Below are 18,348 nucleotides of genomic sequence, written 5' to 3' on the forward strand. Positions count from 1 at the left end.
GGCTGAGGTGAAGGAACGAATGAGCACGCATCGGAATCGCCAGATGATATTGAATTTTTTTATGAACAGCACCGGTTTTCACGAGACCGCCTGGAGGCTGCCTTCAGCCGAGCCTGAAGGGGTCACGCAGTTTACCTTGTACAAAAAAATGGCTCAGCTTGCCGAGCAAGCCAAGTTCCATACCGTATTTTTGGCGGATGGTTATGAGCTGGGGGAAAATGTGAAGTTCCAGGCGCTAAACCGCCTGGAGCCTTATACGCTGCTATCCGCCCTGGCGGCGGTAACGAACCGGATCGGGCTTGTGGCAACCGTATCCACTTCCTATACGGAACCCTACCACACGGCCAGACTGTTTGCTTCCCTGGATCATCTGAGCGGCGGGCGTGCGGGCTGGAATATCGTCACCACCGGCATCGGGAAGACGCATCTCAATTTTGGCCGGGAACGTAATTTCGAGCATACCGCGCGATATGAGCGCGCGCTGGAGTTTGTGCAGCTTGCCACCAAGCTGTGGGACAGTTGGGAGGACGAGGCGCTGCTCTTTGACAAAGCCGGAGGGATCTATGCCGATGTGGACCGGATTCATACGGTAGGGCACCGGAGTGATATTTTTGCGGTGGAAGGCCCTTTGAATTTGCCGCGCCCGCCCCAAGGTTATCCGGTGCTGGCCCAGGCCGGTTCCTCGGAAGACGGCAAGGAGCTGGCGGCCCGTATCGGGGAGCTGATCTATACGGCCCAGCAGACATTGGAGGATGCCCAGGCCTTCTATGCGGACGTGAAATCCCGGGTCCTAAAATACGGGCGCAACCCCGATGATGTGAAAATCGTGCCGGGCTTCAGCGTCATTGTCGGCGCCACCGAATCGGAAGCCAAGGAAAAAGAGGCCGAGCTTCGCGAATCCATCATTCCCGAATTGGGCCTGCATCGGCTCTCCAAGCGGCTGAAGGTGGACCTTTTCTCCTACCCGCTTGACGGTCCTGTGCCGGAGCTGCCGGAACCCGCCGCCATTAATGAGAACCGGAGCCGCTTCGAGCTGCTGAAAAATATGATCGAAGCCGAGAAGCTCACGATCCGCCAGCTGATTGAGCGGGTCTCCGGAGGCAACGGGCATCGCACCTTTGCCGGCACGGCCGAGCAGGTTGCGGATGAGTTGGAGCACTGGTTTGCCAGGGAAGCCTGCGACGGGTTTGTTATTCGCCCGCAGGCGCTGCCGTCAGGACTCGAGGATTTCGCCAATCTGGTCATTCCCGAGCTGCAGCGTAGAGGGCTGTTTCATACCGATTATCGCGGTACGACCCTGCGCGAGAATCTGGGGCTGGCCCGCCCGGCCAATCAATTCGCGGCGGAACATCAGGAACAGGAAGGGGTGCGGCTATAGATGAGTCGGAAGCTGAAGCTGAAGCTCGGGCTGTTTATCCAAGGTGCAGGCCATCATGCGGTTGGATGGAGGCATCCCCAAGCGCAGTCCGGGAGCGAAAATTTTGAGCTGATCAAGCAGCTTGCCCAGACCGCGGAGCGGGCGAAGCTGGATATGATCTTTTTGGCGGATGGACTGACAACGTCGGCCGACAGTTCACCATCCGTCGTGGCCCGCTTTGAGCCGATCACTTTGCTGGCGGCGCTGTCCACCGTCACCCGCCGGATTGGTCTGGCGGTGACGGCCTCAACGACCTATTACGATCCTTTTAATCTGGCTCGTCTGCTCGCGTCGGTGGATCAGCTCAGCCAAGGCCGGGCCGCATGGAACGTAGTGACCACATCAACCCGTGAAGCGGCCCTGAATTTCTCCCAAACGGATCATCTGGAGCACAGTGTCCGGTACGAACGCGCGGCGGAATTCGTAGAGGTCGTAAAGGGGCTTTGGGACAGCTGGGAACCGGATCCTTATATTGTGAACAAGCAGACAGGGGAGTACATCGACAAGCGTAAAGTGCATGAGCTGAATCATAAGGGCAAATATTTCGCTGTGAAGGGTCCGCTGAATGTATCCCAAAGCCCGCAAGGGCAACCCGTGATCATCCAGGCCGGTTCGTCGGGACCGGGGCAGGAGCTGGCCGCCCGGATTGGCGAGGTGGTGTTCACGGCGCAGCAAACCTTCGAAGATGCGCAGGCGTTCTACAACGGCCTGAAGGGGCTGCTGCCGAAATACGGCCGGCGGCCCGAGCACCTTCATATCCTGCCCGGATTGTTCCCCGTTATCGGGGCAACGGAGAAGGAAGCCCGGGACAAATACGAGGAATTGCAAAGCTTCATTGATGATACCAAGGCATATGCGACGCTGCAGGAGCGTTTTGATTACGATTTGCACGGCTACTCCTTGGACAGCCTTGTTCCGGATATTCCGGAATCGAGCGGCCGCAAGAGCAGGCCTCAGCTGCTGATGAAGCTGGCCCGGGACAAGGGGCTCACCCTGCGCCAGTTATACCGGGAGGTTGCGGGAGCGCGCGGGCATCGGATCGTAGTCGGTACGCCCATCCAACTGGCCGACCATATCCAGAAATGGTTCGAAGGTTTTGCGGCTGACGGGTTTAACATTATGCCCCCTTATGTGCCGGGCGGTTTTGAAGATTTTGTCGATGGCGTCATTCCTGAATTGCAGAATCGCGGCCTGTTCCGAACCGAATACGAAGGCGGCACGCTAAGGGAAAACCTTGGTTTGCCTGTGCCGGCGAACCGCCATTCTACTGTATCCACCTTATCAAACACATAGAAGAGAAGAATAAAGAGCCTTTCTCAAGGAATGGAAGCCCGGTGCGTCCGCTTTGAAGAAAGGCCTTGTTTGGGTTTCACCCCGCCGTTAACCGGCGGCAAATCTTTTACGGGAATTTCCCATTGACGAATTCATAGTTTTTAGATAGGATTAATTACAAAAAACTGACTGACGAGTCAATCGGGAGGGATGGCGTTGCCGGAGGAAGCTTACTCAGGAAAAAGCATGGAACGAAGGCGGGAGCTGCTGAGTATCGCGGTTGAATTATTCGCCAAAAATGGTTATCACAAAACCAAAATATCGGACATCGTGCATCAGGCGGGCGTGGCGCAGGGCACGTTCTACTGGCATTTCAAAAGCAAAGAGGCCATCGCGCTGGAGATTATCGCCAATGGACGCGAGGAAATTTCCAAGGTGATTTCACAGGGGTACCGGACCCATTCGGGCACGGTGGTTGACATGGTTCAAGCATCCGAAGCCCTTTTGAAAAATCTGTTCCGTTTTGCCAGCGCGAACCGGTATCTGATGGAGCTGCTGCTGGGCAGCGGGGCTTCCGACGAAGCGATCCGCCAGGCGGCGAGCGAGGCACGCATCGAGATGGAGCAGGCTTTCCGGCGCAACATAGAACGGGCCATGGAACTGGGGATGCTCCCGCAGACCATCGACCCGAAGCTGCGGGCGGCGATGCTGATGAGCCTTATTGAAGGGATGATCGCCAGATGGCTGTTCGGCCCTCAGGCTCCGGAGTCGCCGTTGTCGGATATTACGCTGGACGAAATTTCGGCCCAGACGGCCAGGTTCGAATTCTTCGGATTGCTGGGCATCTAATTAACCGGATGGAAAGAAGGGACAGCATTGATTACTGTAGCGTGGGACGGAAGCTCCTATCGAACGACAAGCGATTATGCTTATAAACCGCCGGAAGGCGCTGAATTTTCGCCGATGGATATTATGTGCGAGGCGCTCGGCATGTGTATTGCCGTCTCGCTGGTTCGCCTCCTGGAACAGGATGAAATCACGGACGAAGCGCTTCGTGTGGAAGTCGAACCTTTCAAAGCGCAGGCAGGCTCGCCGCGGGTGGAGAAATTCCGCGTACAGGTGGAGCTCCCTTTTTATTTGGAAGAGCCTTATAAGGAGAGGCTGCTTACCCAAGCCTCCAGAATCTGCACCATCGGCAATACGATCAAACGGGGCGCCGAGATTGAATACGAAATAAAAGCATAAAGGGCGGTAAGCTCATATTCACGAAAACGGGGGAATCCACATGTCAACGGCACCACAACAGACGAAACCTGTTACACTGGATGATTATGCCATTCAGGCAGTACCGCAATCCGAGCGAAAAGGATTGTTAAACGTTGCTTTCACCAGCTGCGGCTGGATTATTTCGTTGTCCACCATTTTTGTCGGCGGTTCGTTAGCGGCGGGCATGACCTTCGGAAAGGCGATTTTGGCCGGACTGCTGGGCATGCTGATCTTGGCGGTATACGGCTTTTTTCAAGGCTGGATGGGCGCAAAATATGGCGTTTCCACCACCGTGCTGGCCAGACAAGCTTTCGGCCGGACGGGGGCCAGCCTGTTCGGAATTCTGCTCTCGCTCACCATGGGCATCGGCTGGTTCGGCTGGCAGGTCGCCTTCTTCGGCTCCACCATCGAGCAGATGTTCCCCGGATATTGGTTTGCGGATCCGAACGTGGCCATCATTTGGGGCGGCGCGCTGATGATGCTGACCGCGCTGATCGGGTACAAAGGCATTACGTACCTCAGTTTTGTAGCTGTGCCGATGGTCGTTCTGCTGTCCATCTGGGGCATTTGGGTCGCCGCCGATCAAACGGGCGGATTCGCCAATTTATTTGCGGTGCAGCCGACAGGCGATCTGATGAGCCTCTTTGCCGGGGTTACGCTGGTGGTCGGCAATGCAGCGCTCGGGGCCGTCGTTTTTCCGGATGTAACGAGATACGGGAAAACCCCTTTCTCCGGCGGATTCGGCGCAGCGGCCGGGTATTTCATCGGCGGTATCTTCTCGGTGATCGCCGGTGCGGCCATGACCTTTGCCGCCCAGATTCCGGAGCTCGGTTCGACCCCGAACATTCCGGCCGTAATGGCCAAGCTGGGCATGGGCTTTTTCGCCTTTTTGATCCTCGTCTTTGCCCAGTGGTCCAACAATGACAACAATCTTTATACCGGCGCTTTGGGGCTGCGCAATGTCGTGCGGCTGCCGAAATATATTCTTGTGATTGTCATGGGCGCACTCGGCATCGTGATCGCTTTGACCGGGTATCAGGATCATTTCGTGCCTTTTCTGAACTTCTTAGGGGTATATGTACCGCCGATTGCTGGGGTCATGATTGCGGATCATTGGTTTGTGCGCCGCGGAAAGTATGCATTCGGACAGGGAACGGAGTATGCGGCCATCAACGCGGCGGCGATCTTGGCCGTCATTGCGGCCGGGCTTATCGCCTCCCATATCGCGTGGGGGATCAGTCCGATTAATTCCACCATCCTGGGTCTGCTTATTTACCCGATTATCACCGGGGTACTTCGGGCGCTGCGGATACCGTTCGAACTCGGCAAGTCCACCGAGGATTCCACCGGCTACTGATCTTAAGCCTAGGCATGATTTTCAATTCGATGATGACGATGAACACAGCAGGAGGTTGTAAACGATGGCTTTGACTGAAACAAAAAGCTGGAAACTAGGAATTGACGTGGGCGGGACGTTTACCGATCTTACCGCGCTCGATGATGAAGGGCGCATTACGGCGACGAAAACCCCTTCCACTCCCGATCCGTCGGACGGCGTGATCCAAGGGATCGCCAAGATCGCCGGCGAGCTTGGGATGACGGCGGAAGAGCTGTTGAAAAACTGCACGCTCCTCGTCCATGGCACAACCGTGGCCACCAATACGATTTTGGAGTATTCCGGTGCCAAGGTCGGCTTGATCACGACGGAGGGGTTCCGCGATGAAATCGAGTTTCGCCGTTCTTATAAAGAGAGCGTGTTTTCTCCGCGTCTTCCGGCCCCGCATCCGATTGTTCCGCGCAAGTTGCGGATCGGCGTGCCTGAGCGTGTAAGCGCACAGGGGGAAGTTATTCGCGAGTTGGATGAACAAGCCGTGCGGGAGGCGGCGGCGTTCTTTCAGGCCGAGGGTGTCGAGGCGGTGGCTGTCTGTTTCCTGTTCAGCTTCCTTTATTCAGAGCATGAAGAGAGAGTGAAAGCGATATTCGCGGAGGTTGCCCCGGATATCTTCGTCACGCTGTCGGTGGAGGTGCTTCCGCAAATCCGTGAATTTGAGCGGGTCAGTACGACGGTGGTCAATGCGTACACGGCTCCGGCCATGAAGCATTATCTGGAGCGTCTTGAATACCGGCTGAAGGAGCTTAAGTTTGCCGGAGAGCTGTTCGTGATGCAGTCGGGGGGCGGCGTGCAAAATATCGTGCAGAGCGGCCGGCTGGCTGCCAGCTGCCTGCTGTCAGGCCCTGCGGGCGGCGTTACCGCCGCCGCATTTTTGGGGGAGCGGCTTGGTTATACCGACTTGATCACGGTAGACATGGGCGGAACCAGCTACGATGTATCCGTCATCGAGAACCTGCAGCCAACCCTCACAACGGAAAGCTGGATCAGCCGTTACCGGGTGGCGCTGCCGATGCTGGACATCCATACGGTGGGAGCGGGAGGCGGCAGCATCGCATGGATCGACGCCGGCGGCATGCTGCGCGTCGGTCCGCGCAGCGCCGGATCCACACCGGGCCCGGCGTGTTATGGACGTGGCGGCACGGAACCGACCGTAACGGACGTGAACCTGGTGCTTGGTTACATGAATCCGGACCATTTTCTTGGCGGCGAGATGAAGCTGGACCGGGCATTGTCCGAGGAGGCCATCCGCAAACATATCGCCGAACCGCTTGGGATTAGCGTGATCGAGGCGGCGTTGGCGATTTCCGAGATCGTGAACAATAATATGTCCAACGCGATCCGTTTTGTCACGACGCAGCGCGGGCATGATCCGCGCCGGTTTGCGCTGCTTGCCGCCGGCGGAGCCGGAGCTGTGCACGCCGGCCGGCAGGCCGAGGATTTGGGCATTGAAATGGTCATTGTGCCCGGATTTGCTCCTGTTCTGTGCGCGCTCGGCGACGTTGTCGCCAACTTGAAGGTAACGGAGCTGCGGACCTTTTATGCTGCGGGCGGCGATCTGGATCTAAGCAGAATGAATGAAGTATTCGAAGGCATGGAGCAAGCGGCGAGAGAGAAGCTTGGCGGCCATTCGCGGCTGAAGCTGCACGAAGAAATCCGCCGTTATGTCGATATGCGGTATGCGGGCGAAGTTCATGAAGTGACCGTGCCGATCCGGACGAGAACGCGCAAAGTGACCGCTTTAAATATGGATGCCACGATCTCCCAGTTCCATGACATGCATGAACGCTTATATGCGCATAAAAATACCGGACAAGAGGTGGAAATCCTGAATTTGCGCCTGGATTTGATCGGGGTTCGCGAACGCATTGAGCTGCGGGAAGCCCCATTCCAAGGCGAAGATCCGCAGGCGGCGCTCATGGAAGTGCGCCGGGTTCATTTCGGAATCGAACCGGAAGAGACGAACATTTACGACGGTTCGAAGCTGGTGCCCGGCAATCTGATTGTCGGTCCGGCGGTCATTGAACAATGGGGAACGACGGTCGTCGTCTATCCGGGCCATGAAGCGTTAATCGATGCGGGCGGGAACTGCATCATTGAAGTCAGACGCGAGAGAGAAGGGGTGTAATCGATGTCGTCCGCACACCAGATTTCAGATCAGATCATTTACGGCAAGCTGGCTTCGGTCAGCCGTTTTGCGGGTGAGCGGCTTCGGCGCGTGTCCCGTTCCGCTCTGATCGCCGAATCCGGAGCTTATGCCGCCGGATTGGTCACAGGGGACGGATCGCTGGTCCATCAGGTACAATCCGAAATCGAGCACCTGTACGCCCTCAGGTCGGTGTCCCGCCATCTGCTGGATTATTTCGCTTACGATCTTGAGGAAGGCGACGTTCTGATTTCCGCGGATGTATATAAAGGCGGCACCAAAGGACAGACCCTGACGATGCTGCTGCCGGTATTTGCGGACGGGGAGCTTATCGTTAGTCCGGTGATCCGGGCCCAGATGGCCGATCTGGGCGGTGAAATCCCCGGAGGTTATAATCCGGAAGCCTTTGAAGTGTGGCAGGAAAGCATGCGGTTAACGCCGGTGAAGCTGTACAAGGGAGGCAAGCTCCAGCGCGACGTGCGCCGTTTCGTGCTGGCCAACAGCAGATCTCCGGAACTGCTGGAATCCGACTTGCTGGCCATGCAAGCCTGCCTTGAGGAAGCGCGCCGATCGATTCAAGCGGTGGTCGGCAGTTACGGATTGCCTGCGGTGCATCAAGCGATCGAGCGGATGAACGAGCGTATGCGACTTAGGACGGTTGAACTGCTGCCTGCTGTGACAGGCCCTCTTTCGGGCGCGGCGAAGCTGCCTATAGCCGAGGCGGATGTCAGCGTGCAATTGCAAATGGAGCGGCGGGATCAGCGTTGGAAGTTTGATTTTACCGGAACTTCGGAGCAGGCATCGCTTCCTTATAATATTCGCCGGGAGACTGCGTCGGCTTGTGCGGTGACGGCGCTTCTGGCCGGTTCATTGGAAGATCTGGAGATCAATGACGGACTGCTGGACGTCTTTGAATTTGTTTTGCCGGAAGGCAGCCTGGTCCACGCGGCTTTTCCGGCGGCGACCGCGTTTGGGTTCTTGACGTCCGGACAAGCCGTGGCCGCTGCGGTAACGCAGGCGATGCGCGCCGAAGCCGATCCTGCATTTCCGGCGGTTCACGGCCCTTCTCCCTTGACCGTTCTGTATCCGCCCGTCGGTTCGCAGACCCCAATGGAGCCGGTATTTCTGGAGCCCGGTTTCGCGATTGCGGAAAACGGATGGAGCGCATCCGTGCTGCAGGGAGCCCGCCGGCTGGTCTCCGCCGAGGAGCTGGAGTGGCGGAGCGGGCTGCGCATCGGATACCGGAAGCGGCTTGAAGACGGGGATATGGAGGTGCGGCTGGACGTGCTTCGCGGCAAGTATGAGGCCTCTATTTTTGTTCCCGAAGGAGGCACGGATGTGCGTATTGTTGCCGGAGACGGAGTTCATAGCGGAACGGCAAAAGGCATCCCGGTTGCGGCAGGGGCCGCGCTCGAATACCGCTACGCTTCGGCCGAACCTTTGAAACGACTGGTAAAGGAGGATAACGATGGCCCGTCCCGTTAATGAATGGATTTTGTCGCAGGTCGTTGGCGGAACGCTGGATTCCGTAGCGGAGGAGATGAGCGCCGCCGTAACGCGGACCGCCAGATCGCCTCTGTTTAATGAAGCCCACGACTTCACGACCGGCGTCTTCGATTTTATGGAAGGCCGTACCCGGCTGGTGGCCCAGGCCCCCGGCTGTACCCTGCATTTGTACGCGGTGGTCAGCGCTGTCGATGAGCTGCTGGACGCGTTTAAAAACGATCTGCATCCCGGAGACATTTTGCTCGTGAACGACCCTTATTACGGCGGCTCCCACAGTCTGGACTGGACGATTGTCATGCCGGTCTTTCACGGGCGGCGGCCGGTGCTGCTTCCGGCCGTCCGCAGCCATATGGGCGATAACGGCGGGCCGGTGGCGGGCGGGTACAATCCGCGATCCCGCGACATCTGGCAGGATGGATTGCGGATTCCGCCGCTCAAGCTGTACGAACGCGGTGAGAAAAGACAGGACGTATTCGAGCTGATTACGGCCAACAACCGGCTGGCTCACTGGCTGGAAGGCGATCTAGATGCTATGATCGGCGCCTGCAAGCTGGCGGCGCAGCGGGCGGAAATGCTGCTTAACCGATACGGCTACGCTTCGGTGCGGCAGGCGATTGATCAGCGGATCGAGTATACCGAGCGGCGGGTGCGGGAAGAAATCTCAAGCTGGCCGGACGGCACTTATACCGCGGAGACGTATGCGGACCATGATTTTCAGGGAAACCGGGATATTAAAGTGAAGGCTACCGTAACCGTCTCCGGCAGTGACCTGACGATCGATTTTGCAGGCTCGGCGCCACAGGTGCCCGGGTTCATCAACAGCCCGCTGTCGAATACAACGTCGTTTGCGTTTGTCGCTATTTCCACTTGCTGTGACGAGAGTATCCCGATCAACGAAGGGTACATGAACCCGGTTACGGTCAAAGCCCCGCTCGGCAGCGTCGTGAACCCGAAGCCGCCGGCTCCGTGCGGACATGCGACGGCTTGTACGGGAGCGGAAATTGCCGAGGCCGTCTTGCTGGCCATCTCCCAATGCGCCCCCGAGCGCGTCGGAGTGAATGCGCATAAGCTTCCGCTTGCCTATACAAACGGACAATATCAAGACGGGCGTCCTTGGGTGAACCTGAATTTCTTCGGCTATACCGGCGGCGCCGGCGGGGCCTATGAAACTGACGGCTGGGGGCTGTACCCTCCGGTTATGACCGGGGTTATCCTGCCGTCCATCGAGATGAATGAAATTCAGTATCCCAGCCGCGTGCTGAAACACGAATACACCGCGGATTATACCGGTGTCGGACAGTGGCGGGGCGCACCAGGGCTTCATGTGCTGATCCAGCACCTGGAACCCAGCCATACCAGCGTCATGATGGCGGGGGTTCGGAACACCACGCGCGGCTTGTGCGGCGGGGAGGATGCGCCTTCCAATCTGGTTGTCCTTCACTCCGGAGACAAAGCACCGCTGGAAGTGCGGGAAACGGCGTTTCACGTGCCTATGAACGGCGGTGGCATCATCGAGTTTCACCGGGCCGGCGGGGGCGGCTGGGGAGATCCGTGGCAGCGTGATCCCCGGCTCGTCCTCGAAGATGTTCTTAGCGGATTTGTCTCCGTGGAAGGCGCCCGCCAGGATTATGGAGTTATCATTCTGGAGGCAGGAACGGATTTTATCCTGGACCGTGAAGGCACGGACGCCCTTCGTCAGAAAGGGAAGCTAAGCAGATAATAAAACGACTCAGGGATATAGGGATATAAGGTAGAGAATAATTTGATAGAAGCACTTAGGCTGGAGTCTGTATTCATTTTCGGATGACGCGGGCTTTGTCTAAGTGCTTTTTTAAGATATAAGAAAGAATAAGTTTCGGAGCCGTAAATTCCTTATATTACAAGAAAAACCATCTATAAACGTTATATTATTTTTAATGGAAAAAATATATAAATATTGTAAACTATGAAAGCGCTGTTATATAATTGGGAAGGGAGGTGGAAATATATTCAAAATTATTATTTTTTCAAATTCATGTATGAAGAGGAGGGGGATTCATGTCAAAAGTCGCTCAACGGTTGAGGATTGGAGTAATCATTCTTGCATTAGCCATGCTGTTGAATGTGGTCGCGGCCACGACGGAAACCAGTATGGCTTCCGCTGAAACAGCTGCGGCTTCGCTTTCATATCCGTATCAGGCCATGCGTCTTGAAAATGTGAACAAAGGCTGGAATCTCAACATTCTCGGATACAGCAACAATTCCGAAGTTAATGTGTGGCCGACGAATGGCGAGAGCAATGAGCGATGGAGATTTGTTACTGCGGATGGCGTTTACTTTAAGCTGATCAATGAAAAAACCGATCTTCTGCTGTCTCCTTTAAACTGGTCCCTGGCGGAGGGCAATGCGCTTGTTCTCTATCAGGATTCCGGAAAGGATGAGCAGTTATGGAGAATCATCGGGGTGGACAAGGATATTAACGGAGATTATCTGACTTACCGGATTGTCAACAAGGCCGACACCAACATGGCGCTGGTGCTGAATTTGCACACAAACAAAACGATGATTGGAAAGTACAGCGGAAACACTACGCATAAATGGAAATTGGTGTCCGATGGTCTCGTTGGGTTCGCGGGTTTTGCCAAAGATTTGAACGGAGTGGAGAAAACGGGGACTATTGGCGGCGTTTTGGGAAAAACAGTATTCGTTAACACGCTCGCCGAACTAAAAAGCGCGTTGCTCGATCCGAATCCGCTGACCGTTGTCATCTCCAGCAATATAGACAATGCCAATTCGGAAACCTATGATCTGCGGATCGCTTCAAACAAGACCATCATCGGTTCATTTGCCGCCAATCGGCTTACTGACCCCCGGTTGCGTACCGACGATTATTTCAAGGTTGAGAAAGTCAGCAATAATATTATTATCAAGAACCTTGATATTGAAGTAAAGAACAGGGAGGACGTTGTAGCGATTGCTATCTACGGATCGCGCAATGTCTGGATCGACCATACCACCTTTAATTCAAGCTTGCCGATAGACAAGGATGAAGTCGGAAAATTCGTTTGGGTAAATACCAGCACCTATACCAATACCGATCCGGACTACGTTACTTTATCGTACAATAAATTTTATCATCGTTACTGGACAGTGGCTTTTGGGACAACGAGCTCTTTAATCAGAAACAATGCCACCGTGATGCTCAATTATTTTGATTCCTGCGTCCGGCGGACCCCACAGTCGGGAAACGGGCGCCTGCACGTGTTGAACAATTTTATCCAAAGAACATTGCCAAGCACGGATGACGCGGGATATGCCTCTATTATCGGCGGAGCAGGGGCGCATGTGTACTCCGATGCCAACAGGTTCAACAACTTCAGAAAAGCTTCCAGCGGATATTGGGATACGGAGATTACGATTGACCCGGCGGCAACGGTTAAGGATGTGGGTTCCTATACCAACAAAGGGCAGAACGGGCCGGTTGCGACCCCTTATGCATTACCGGCGCCAAACGGAACGGTGACCGGCTTTAATCCTGCAACGAAGTACAGTTACCCGATTATTAAAGCCTACTCCGCTTCCGGCAACGATGTCAAAAAGTTCGCGACGACATATACCGGCGCGGTAAGCAGCTTTGGCGGCCTCAAGTATATCCATTATCCCGAATTCCAAAGTTATTTTCAGTAACGGACATACTTTACTCTAAAACCTGTTTCACCAGCACTAAGTAACGCTGAACAAATAAGATTAGTTTGTTCATTAAAATGGCTCCGATATCATAGCTTTTACGGTTGTGGTCGGGGCTTTTTTGTTATGATTGAATTGACAGATGTAGTAAATCGGTGCTTGACAGCCGACTGCTGGAATGACCGATCGCCTGCCGACGACCGCTGCCGGCCGGCCGTCTGCCTTTAAAATAGCGGCACTTTATGTACTTATTATTCGGAGCCAGGCCCGTTCATCCTCATTAGCGGCATTTTTGTACTTATTTCCCTATGAATGGTCTAGATTGGGGGCATTTCCCTGCGACTGGGGAAAATAGCGGCAAAAATCGTCTCTATTTCTCTCAAATGGATGGATACCGCTGGAATAACGCCCTTTTTTGTCCTTATGTTTTTCGCCAGAGTTTCTCATGGGTAGCCTGATGTAAAGCTATTAATCTACTAAGCTATTAAGCTGTTAATCTGTTGGGCTGTAAATCTGAAAATCTGTAAGTCTGTAAATCTGTAAATAATGTAAAGCTATAAAGCTGTAAGGCTGTAAAACTAGATATGCCCAGCGCCGCTCCGCCGCGAACAAAAGGAATGGAAAAATATTGAATATTTAAATCCTTACTTATCCCATGAGATTAATTGACAAGACGCAAAAACGGCTATATAATCTCTTTAAATCGTTGAGGATTCCATAACTGGGAATAAAATTCATCCTGGAATCCGAGCCGATTATTCATTTAAATTTTTGTTAATCATCACTGATTATTAATGATCTTCAGGCAGGAGGAACGTATGATTGCCAAAGAATACGACCAGATGAAACTGGAGTATGAGCTGCTCTCTTATTTGGATAAGCAGGAAACCCCGGTCGGCGCCACGACGCTGGTGCTTGTGCTGGACAAGAAGTTCGGGCTCAGCCAGGCGTCGATCGGCCGGAAGCTGATGGAATTCGATACGCTGGGGTATACCGAAAGCGTCGGCCGGAAAGGGCGTTTGCTTACGGCTGCGGGCAAGGAGCGGCTCACGGAGCTGAACCGGCAGCTTGCCCAACTGCGCGACAATTCCAAGCTGCTTGACGCCCTGAAAATATCCGACGAGCAATCGCTAATCAATATATTGGTGACGAGACGGGCTTTGGAACGGGAGACCGCATGGCTTGCGGCCACTAACGCCAGCGAACGGGATATCGTTCTTTTATGGGAATCGATCGCCCTGCAGGAAACCGCTTTGTCCGAGGGCAGGATTCCGATCGCGGAGGACCGGGAGTTCCATGAGCGAATCGCCAGGGCTGCCGGCAACCCGATCCTGCTTCACGCTTTGCGGCTCGTTTGGGGCGAGGGAGCCCATCTGCCGGCAACGGCCACGATCCGGAAAGCGGTCGGCAGCGAACTGGTTGTCGATCATCGCAGAATCATCGGCTGCATCGAGAGCCATTCTCCCTACGAGGCGGCGTCCGCCATGGTCAACCATATCAATCAGCTAATCGAGGATGTCCGCACTTACTTTGGCGGTCCCCGCTCTTAAAGCGGTATTAAGCCAAGGAACCAAAAAAACGATAAAAGAGGTAGCTGCCTGATTTTTTAAACTCTCACTAAAAATTACAAAGGGGAGGTCAACATGACCCAAAAATACCGTCTGGGCATCGATATTGGCGGAACCTTCACCGACGTGATGCTGACCGGCCGTTCGGGCGAGGTAGCGGCGGCGCTTAAAACGCCATCCGTACCTTCCGCTCCGGAGCAGGCGATCTTTAACGCGCTGCGGCAGTTAAAGGACAACGGCATCGACATCGGGGCGATTGAGCTGTTTGTCCACGGTACGACGCTGGGAGTCAACACCTTGATTGAGCGAAACGGAGCGAAGACGGGTCTCCTTGTTACCGGCGGCTTTCGCGATGTGCTGGAAATCCGCCGGCTGCGTTTGGAGAATACGACGGATTTATACGGGGACAAGGCTTTGCCCCTGATTCCCCGCCATCTCGTCAAGGAGATCGATGAGCGTTGTCTGGCGGATGGACGGATCTACCGTCCGCTGCGTCCGGAAGAACTGCGTCGGGCAGTAGCGGAATTGCTGGAAGAAGGGGTTACCGCAATCGCCGTCTCGTTCCTTCACGCGTATCATAACCCGGAGCATGAGCGCCAGGCGGCCGAGCTGATCCGCCGTGAATTTCCCGGCGTATTCGTTTCGGCGAGCAGCGAGGTTTGGCCGCAGCAGCGGGAATACGAGCGAACGTTGGCCACCGTCATGAACGCTTATGTGGGCTCGCGCATGAGCGAATATTTTCAGCGCCTGGAGGCCGGGGCGTCGGAACAGGGGCTGCGGGCGCAGGTGTTGTCCACGATGTCCAACGGCGGGATCATGACCGCCTGGCGCGCGGCCCAGGAGCCGGTCAAAACGCTGCTCTCCGGTCCGGCGTCCGGCGTCATCGGCGCCACGCATGTCGCCCGTCTGGCCGGCATCGACAAGGTGATCACCTTCGATATGGGGGGCACGAGCGTCGATGTGGCGGTGATCGATGGCGAGCCGGCCTACTCGAGCGAAAACCAGGTCGGCGATTTTCCGGTCATCATTCCGGCGGTTGATGTGACGGCGATCGGCGCCGGCGGAGGTTCGGTCGCCTGGGTGGATGCGGCGGGCGTGCTGAAGGTAGGTCCGCGCAGCGCGGGCGCCGATCCCGGACCGGCCTGCTACGGCCGGGGCGGCCAGGAGGCGACGACCACGGACGCTTACGTGCATCTCGGCATCATTCACCCCGAGCGCTTTCTCGGCGGCGCCATGCCGCTGGACGAGCGGCTCGCCGCCGCGGTCCTGACCGGGCTCGGGGAGCGGATCGGCCTTGATTCCCGCGCGGCCGCCCAAGCGATCATCGACGTGGCGACCGCCAATATGTACGCGCAGTTTACGCCGCTCATGGCCCGCAAAGGGATCGATCCCCGGGACTTTACGCTGCTGGCCTACGGGGGAGCCGGTCCGACCCACGCATTTTTGCTGGCCCGCGAGGTGGGCATCCGGCGGGTGCTCGTTCCGCCTTCCCCCGGCACGCTGTGCGCGACCGGCTGCGTGGTCGCCGACCTGCGCAACGACTTCGTCCGCACGGTCTATAAGACGGAGCAGCAGCTGCAGCCCGGAGAAGTCGGCGCGACGTTACAAGGCTTGAAGGAGCAGGGAGGGCGCTGGCTGAGCGAGGAGAGCAGCCGGGGGATCGCGCTGGAGACGAGCTATGTGCTGTTCAGCGCCGATATGCGCTATGAAGGGCAAGCCTTCGATATTGAAGTATCGCTTCCCGCGGAAGAAGCGGAGGCGGAAGCTGAAGCGATCCGGCGTTTTCATCAGCGGTACCATGACATTTTTGGCATCAGCCAGCCCGGCGATCCCGTCATGTTCGTCAATCTCCGGGCCTCGGTGGTCGGGGTTACCCGCAAGGCGGGGGCGATCCGCCCGCCGGAACGCACGGCGGATCGCTCCGCCCCTGGCACACCGGACAAGCGCCAGTTGTTCTTTGACGGCCGGTCATGGACGGCCAGCGTACTGAAGCGGTCCGAACTGCCGGAGGAGTCCGCACCTGCGCTGTCCGGTCCGGTCATCGTTGAAGAGTACGATACGACGGTGTTTGTTCCCCCAGGTTATCGGGTCCGCCGGGACATGCTGGGCAATATGATCGGGGAGGCGGAAGCATGAGTACCGACCGGGTGTTTCTGGAAATTTTCAAAAACCGGGTACAGGCGATCGTGGAGGAAATGGCGGGTGTCGTTCTCCGCACCGGCTTCACGGCGTTCGTCAAAGAGACGGGCGATTTCGGCACCTATCTGCTGTCGCCAAAGGGCGAAACCTTCGGCTCCCCGCTGGAGACCGGATACAGCCTGTCGCTGGGAATTCCGGCCGAGGAGGTGCTCGCCGCGGGCGAGCCGTGGCGGGAAGGGGACATCGTGATTTGCAACGATCCCTATACCACCGGCGCCATGGCCACCCATTTGCCGGATGTCTATCTGCTGAAGCCCTTTTTTCATGACGGGCGGATTATCGCCTTCGGGCTTTGCTTTATTCATTCCTCGGATGTCGGCGGCAAGGTGCCGGGCAGCGTCTCGCCAAGCGCTTACGATATTCATCAGGAGGGCATCCGGATCGCTCCGGTCAAGCTGTACGAAGCCGGCGCGCTGAACGAGCAGGTGCTGAACATGTTCCTGCACAATTGCCGCATCCCCGATCAGAACTGGGGGGACCTGCGGGCGCTGATGGCCGCGCTGAACCGCGGGGAAAAGAGACTTGCCGAATTGATCGCGCGATACGGACCGGAGCAGATCGAGCGGGGCATCGAGGATCTGCTCGCTTACGCGGAAACGCGGGTGCGGCAGATTATCGCGGACATCCCGGACGGGACGTACGAGTTCTGGGACTACATCGAGGGCGGGCCCGGGGGATATCCGGTGCGGCTGCGGTGCGCTCTGATCGTCAGGGGGGACGGGATATTTCTCGATTTCCGGGGAACCGATCCCCAGGTGAGAGCGTCGTTTAATATCCCGACCTTGAACAAGCAAGGGCATTATTACCTGGTTCCGGCGCTAACCCGCTACTTCCGCACGCTGGACCCGTCGATTCCCTGGAACTCTGGGATGGTGCGGATGATCGGCAACGAGGCGCCGCCGGCCAGCATCCTGAATCCGGAATTCCCGGCCGCGGTCGGCGCGCGGGCTTCCACCTTCATCCGGCTGATGGATGTGCTGACCGGTGCGCTCAGCCGGGCCCAGGAAAACAAGCTGCCGGCGGCCGGCGCGGGACAAGCCGCAATCGTGATGCTGGCGATGACCGATCCGGTCTCCGGCGGCCGAAAGGTGGGCGTCATTCAGCCGATCTGCGGCGGCTCCGGAGCGAGGCCGATGAAGGACGGGATCGACGGCATGGATTTTGCCGTCGGCCATCTGCGCAACATTCCGGTCGAGACGGTGGAGGCCGACATGCCCGTGCTGATCGAGCGTTACGGCCTGCGGGCCGATTCCGCCGGAGCCGGCAAATACCGGGGCGGCAGCGGGATCGAGCTCCGGCTCAAGGTGCTGAGTCCCGATACGGTGCTGACGGCGCGGAACATGGAGCGCATCCAGTTTCAGCCGTGGGGGAGACTTGGCGGCCGGGCCGGGGCGCACGGGGTGGCTTTGAAAAACGCCGGACAAGCCGCGGAGGAGAATCTCGGACGCATCGATGAGCTGCTGCTGCAGCCGGGCGACACGGTTGCCTTTCTCTCGCAGGGCGGCGGCGGATACGGCAGCCCGTATGAGCGGGACCCCGCAGCCGTGTTAAACGATGTGCGCAGCGGCCTAGTGTCCGAGGCGGCCGCGCGGGAGCAATACGGCGTCATCCTGCGCGCCGGCCAAGTGGATGGCGAAGCGACCCGGCTCACGCGAGCGGAAGCGCCTAAGCTGACGGCTTCCTTCCACTATGGAGAGGCGCGGGAACGCTTCGAGGCGGTCTGGAGCGATGAGCTGCAGCTTGCCGTCGGCGCGGCCCTGGCGGCATATCCGCTCGCCCTGCGCGATTATCTGAAGCGCCGGACGATGGCCGAGGCGGACCGGAGGATTGCGGCCGGGGAGCAGGTGCGGCCAAGCGACGCCGCGGACATCATGGGCGAAATTCACCGCAAATTGCTGCTTGGATAATGTGAGGCGCG

General features: G+C 57.0%; 12 protein-coding genes. All 12 read left to right on the forward strand.

The window, feature by feature from the left end; translation table 11 throughout:
- Positions 1–19: 19 nt before the first annotated feature.
- The gene (locus tag NYE69_RS15220; protein ID WP_340926832.1) at positions 20–1,378 is read left to right on the forward strand and encodes an LLM class flavin-dependent oxidoreductase; all 1,359 of its coding nucleotides are present in this window, start codon (positions 20–22) and stop codon (positions 1,376–1,378) included.
- Complete coding sequence (locus tag NYE69_RS15225; RefSeq protein ID WP_340926833.1) at positions 1,379–2,710, forward strand: LLM class flavin-dependent oxidoreductase; 1,332 nt, start codon at positions 1,379–1,381, stop codon at positions 2,708–2,710.
- Positions 2,711–2,899: 189 nt separating this feature from the next.
- Positions 2,900–3,538 carry a TetR/AcrR family transcriptional regulator gene (locus tag NYE69_RS15230; RefSeq protein WP_430126704.1) on the forward strand — a complete coding sequence of 213 codons (639 nt, stop codon included), beginning with the start codon at positions 2,900–2,902 and terminating at the stop codon, positions 3,536–3,538.
- A 27-nt stretch (positions 3,539–3,565) separates the two neighbouring features.
- Positions 3,566–3,934, forward strand: coding sequence for an OsmC family protein (locus NYE69_RS15235; RefSeq protein WP_328272408.1), 369 nt, complete (start codon positions 3,566–3,568; stop codon positions 3,932–3,934).
- Between the two features lie 40 nt (positions 3,935–3,974).
- Positions 3,975–5,312 carry a cytosine permease gene (locus NYE69_RS15240; protein WP_328272407.1) on the forward strand — a complete coding sequence of 446 codons (1,338 nt, stop codon included), beginning with the start codon at positions 3,975–3,977 and terminating at the stop codon, positions 5,310–5,312.
- A gap of 64 nt (positions 5,313–5,376) precedes the next feature.
- Entirely contained in the window at positions 5,377–7,473 is a 2,097-nt protein-coding gene (locus tag NYE69_RS15245; RefSeq protein ID WP_340926835.1) for a hydantoinase/oxoprolinase family protein, read from the forward strand.
- 3 nt (positions 7,474–7,476) lie between these two features.
- Complete coding sequence (locus NYE69_RS15250) at positions 7,477–8,976, forward strand: hydantoinase B/oxoprolinase family protein (RefSeq protein ID WP_328272845.1); 1,500 nt, start codon at positions 7,477–7,479, stop codon at positions 8,974–8,976.
- A complete protein-coding gene (locus NYE69_RS15255; protein ID WP_328272847.1) occupies positions 8,960–10,717 on the forward strand; it encodes a hydantoinase B/oxoprolinase family protein in 1,758 nt (585 codons plus the stop codon). The genes NYE69_RS15250 and NYE69_RS15255 overlap by 17 nt, the downstream gene beginning before the upstream one ends.
- A 317-nt stretch (positions 10,718–11,034) precedes the next feature.
- A complete protein-coding gene (locus NYE69_RS15260; RefSeq protein ID WP_328272848.1) occupies positions 11,035–12,663 on the forward strand; it encodes a pectate lyase family protein in 1,629 nt (542 codons plus the stop codon).
- Between the two features lie 818 nt (positions 12,664–13,481).
- On the forward strand, positions 13,482–14,213 hold the full coding sequence (locus tag NYE69_RS15265; protein ID WP_036624019.1) for a FadR/GntR family transcriptional regulator: 732 nt from the start codon (positions 13,482–13,484) through the stop codon (positions 14,211–14,213).
- 93 nt (positions 14,214–14,306) lie between these two features.
- Positions 14,307–16,367: a hydantoinase/oxoprolinase family protein gene (locus NYE69_RS15270; protein WP_340926838.1), complete on the forward strand. Its 2,061-nt coding sequence runs from the start codon at positions 14,307–14,309 to the stop codon at positions 16,365–16,367.
- Positions 16,364–18,337, forward strand: a complete 1,974-nt coding sequence (locus NYE69_RS15275) for a hydantoinase B/oxoprolinase family protein (RefSeq protein WP_340926839.1) — start codon at positions 16,364–16,366, stop codon at positions 18,335–18,337. Before NYE69_RS15270 ends, NYE69_RS15275 begins: the two co-directional genes overlap by 4 nt.
- The last annotated feature ends 11 nt before the right edge of the window (positions 18,338–18,348 follow it).

Origin of the sequence: Paenibacillus sp. FSL R5-0527 (assembly GCF_038008055.1) — a bacterium.
Lineage (GTDB): Bacteria > Bacillota > Bacilli > Paenibacillales > Paenibacillaceae > Fontibacillus > Fontibacillus macerans.

Coding starts and splice junctions, on each gene's coding strand:
- NYE69_RS15245 (WP_340926835.1), top strand. CDS start 5,377: ATGGCTTTGACTGAAACAAAAAGCTGGAAACTAGGAATTGACGTGGGC.
- NYE69_RS15275 (WP_340926839.1), top strand. CDS start 16,364: ATGAGTACCGACCGGGTGTTTCTGGAAATTTTCAAAAACCGGGTACAG.
- NYE69_RS15260 (WP_328272848.1), top strand. CDS start 11,035: ATGTCAAAAGTCGCTCAACGGTTGAGGATTGGAGTAATCATTCTTGCA.
- NYE69_RS15240 (WP_328272407.1), top strand. CDS start 3,975: ATGTCAACGGCACCACAACAGACGAAACCTGTTACACTGGATGATTAT.
- NYE69_RS15270 (WP_340926838.1), top strand. CDS start 14,307: ATGACCCAAAAATACCGTCTGGGCATCGATATTGGCGGAACCTTCACC.
- NYE69_RS15250 (WP_328272845.1), top strand. CDS start 7,477: ATGTCGTCCGCACACCAGATTTCAGATCAGATCATTTACGGCAAGCTG.
- NYE69_RS15220 (WP_340926832.1), top strand. CDS start 20: ATGAGCACGCATCGGAATCGCCAGATGATATTGAATTTTTTTATGAAC.
- NYE69_RS15265 (WP_036624019.1), top strand. CDS start 13,482: ATGATTGCCAAAGAATACGACCAGATGAAACTGGAGTATGAGCTGCTC.
- NYE69_RS15230 (WP_430126704.1), top strand. CDS start 2,900: ATGGCGTTGCCGGAGGAAGCTTACTCAGGAAAAAGCATGGAACGAAGG.
- NYE69_RS15255 (WP_328272847.1), top strand. CDS start 8,960: ATGGCCCGTCCCGTTAATGAATGGATTTTGTCGCAGGTCGTTGGCGGA.
- NYE69_RS15225 (WP_340926833.1), top strand. CDS start 1,379: ATGAGTCGGAAGCTGAAGCTGAAGCTCGGGCTGTTTATCCAAGGTGCA.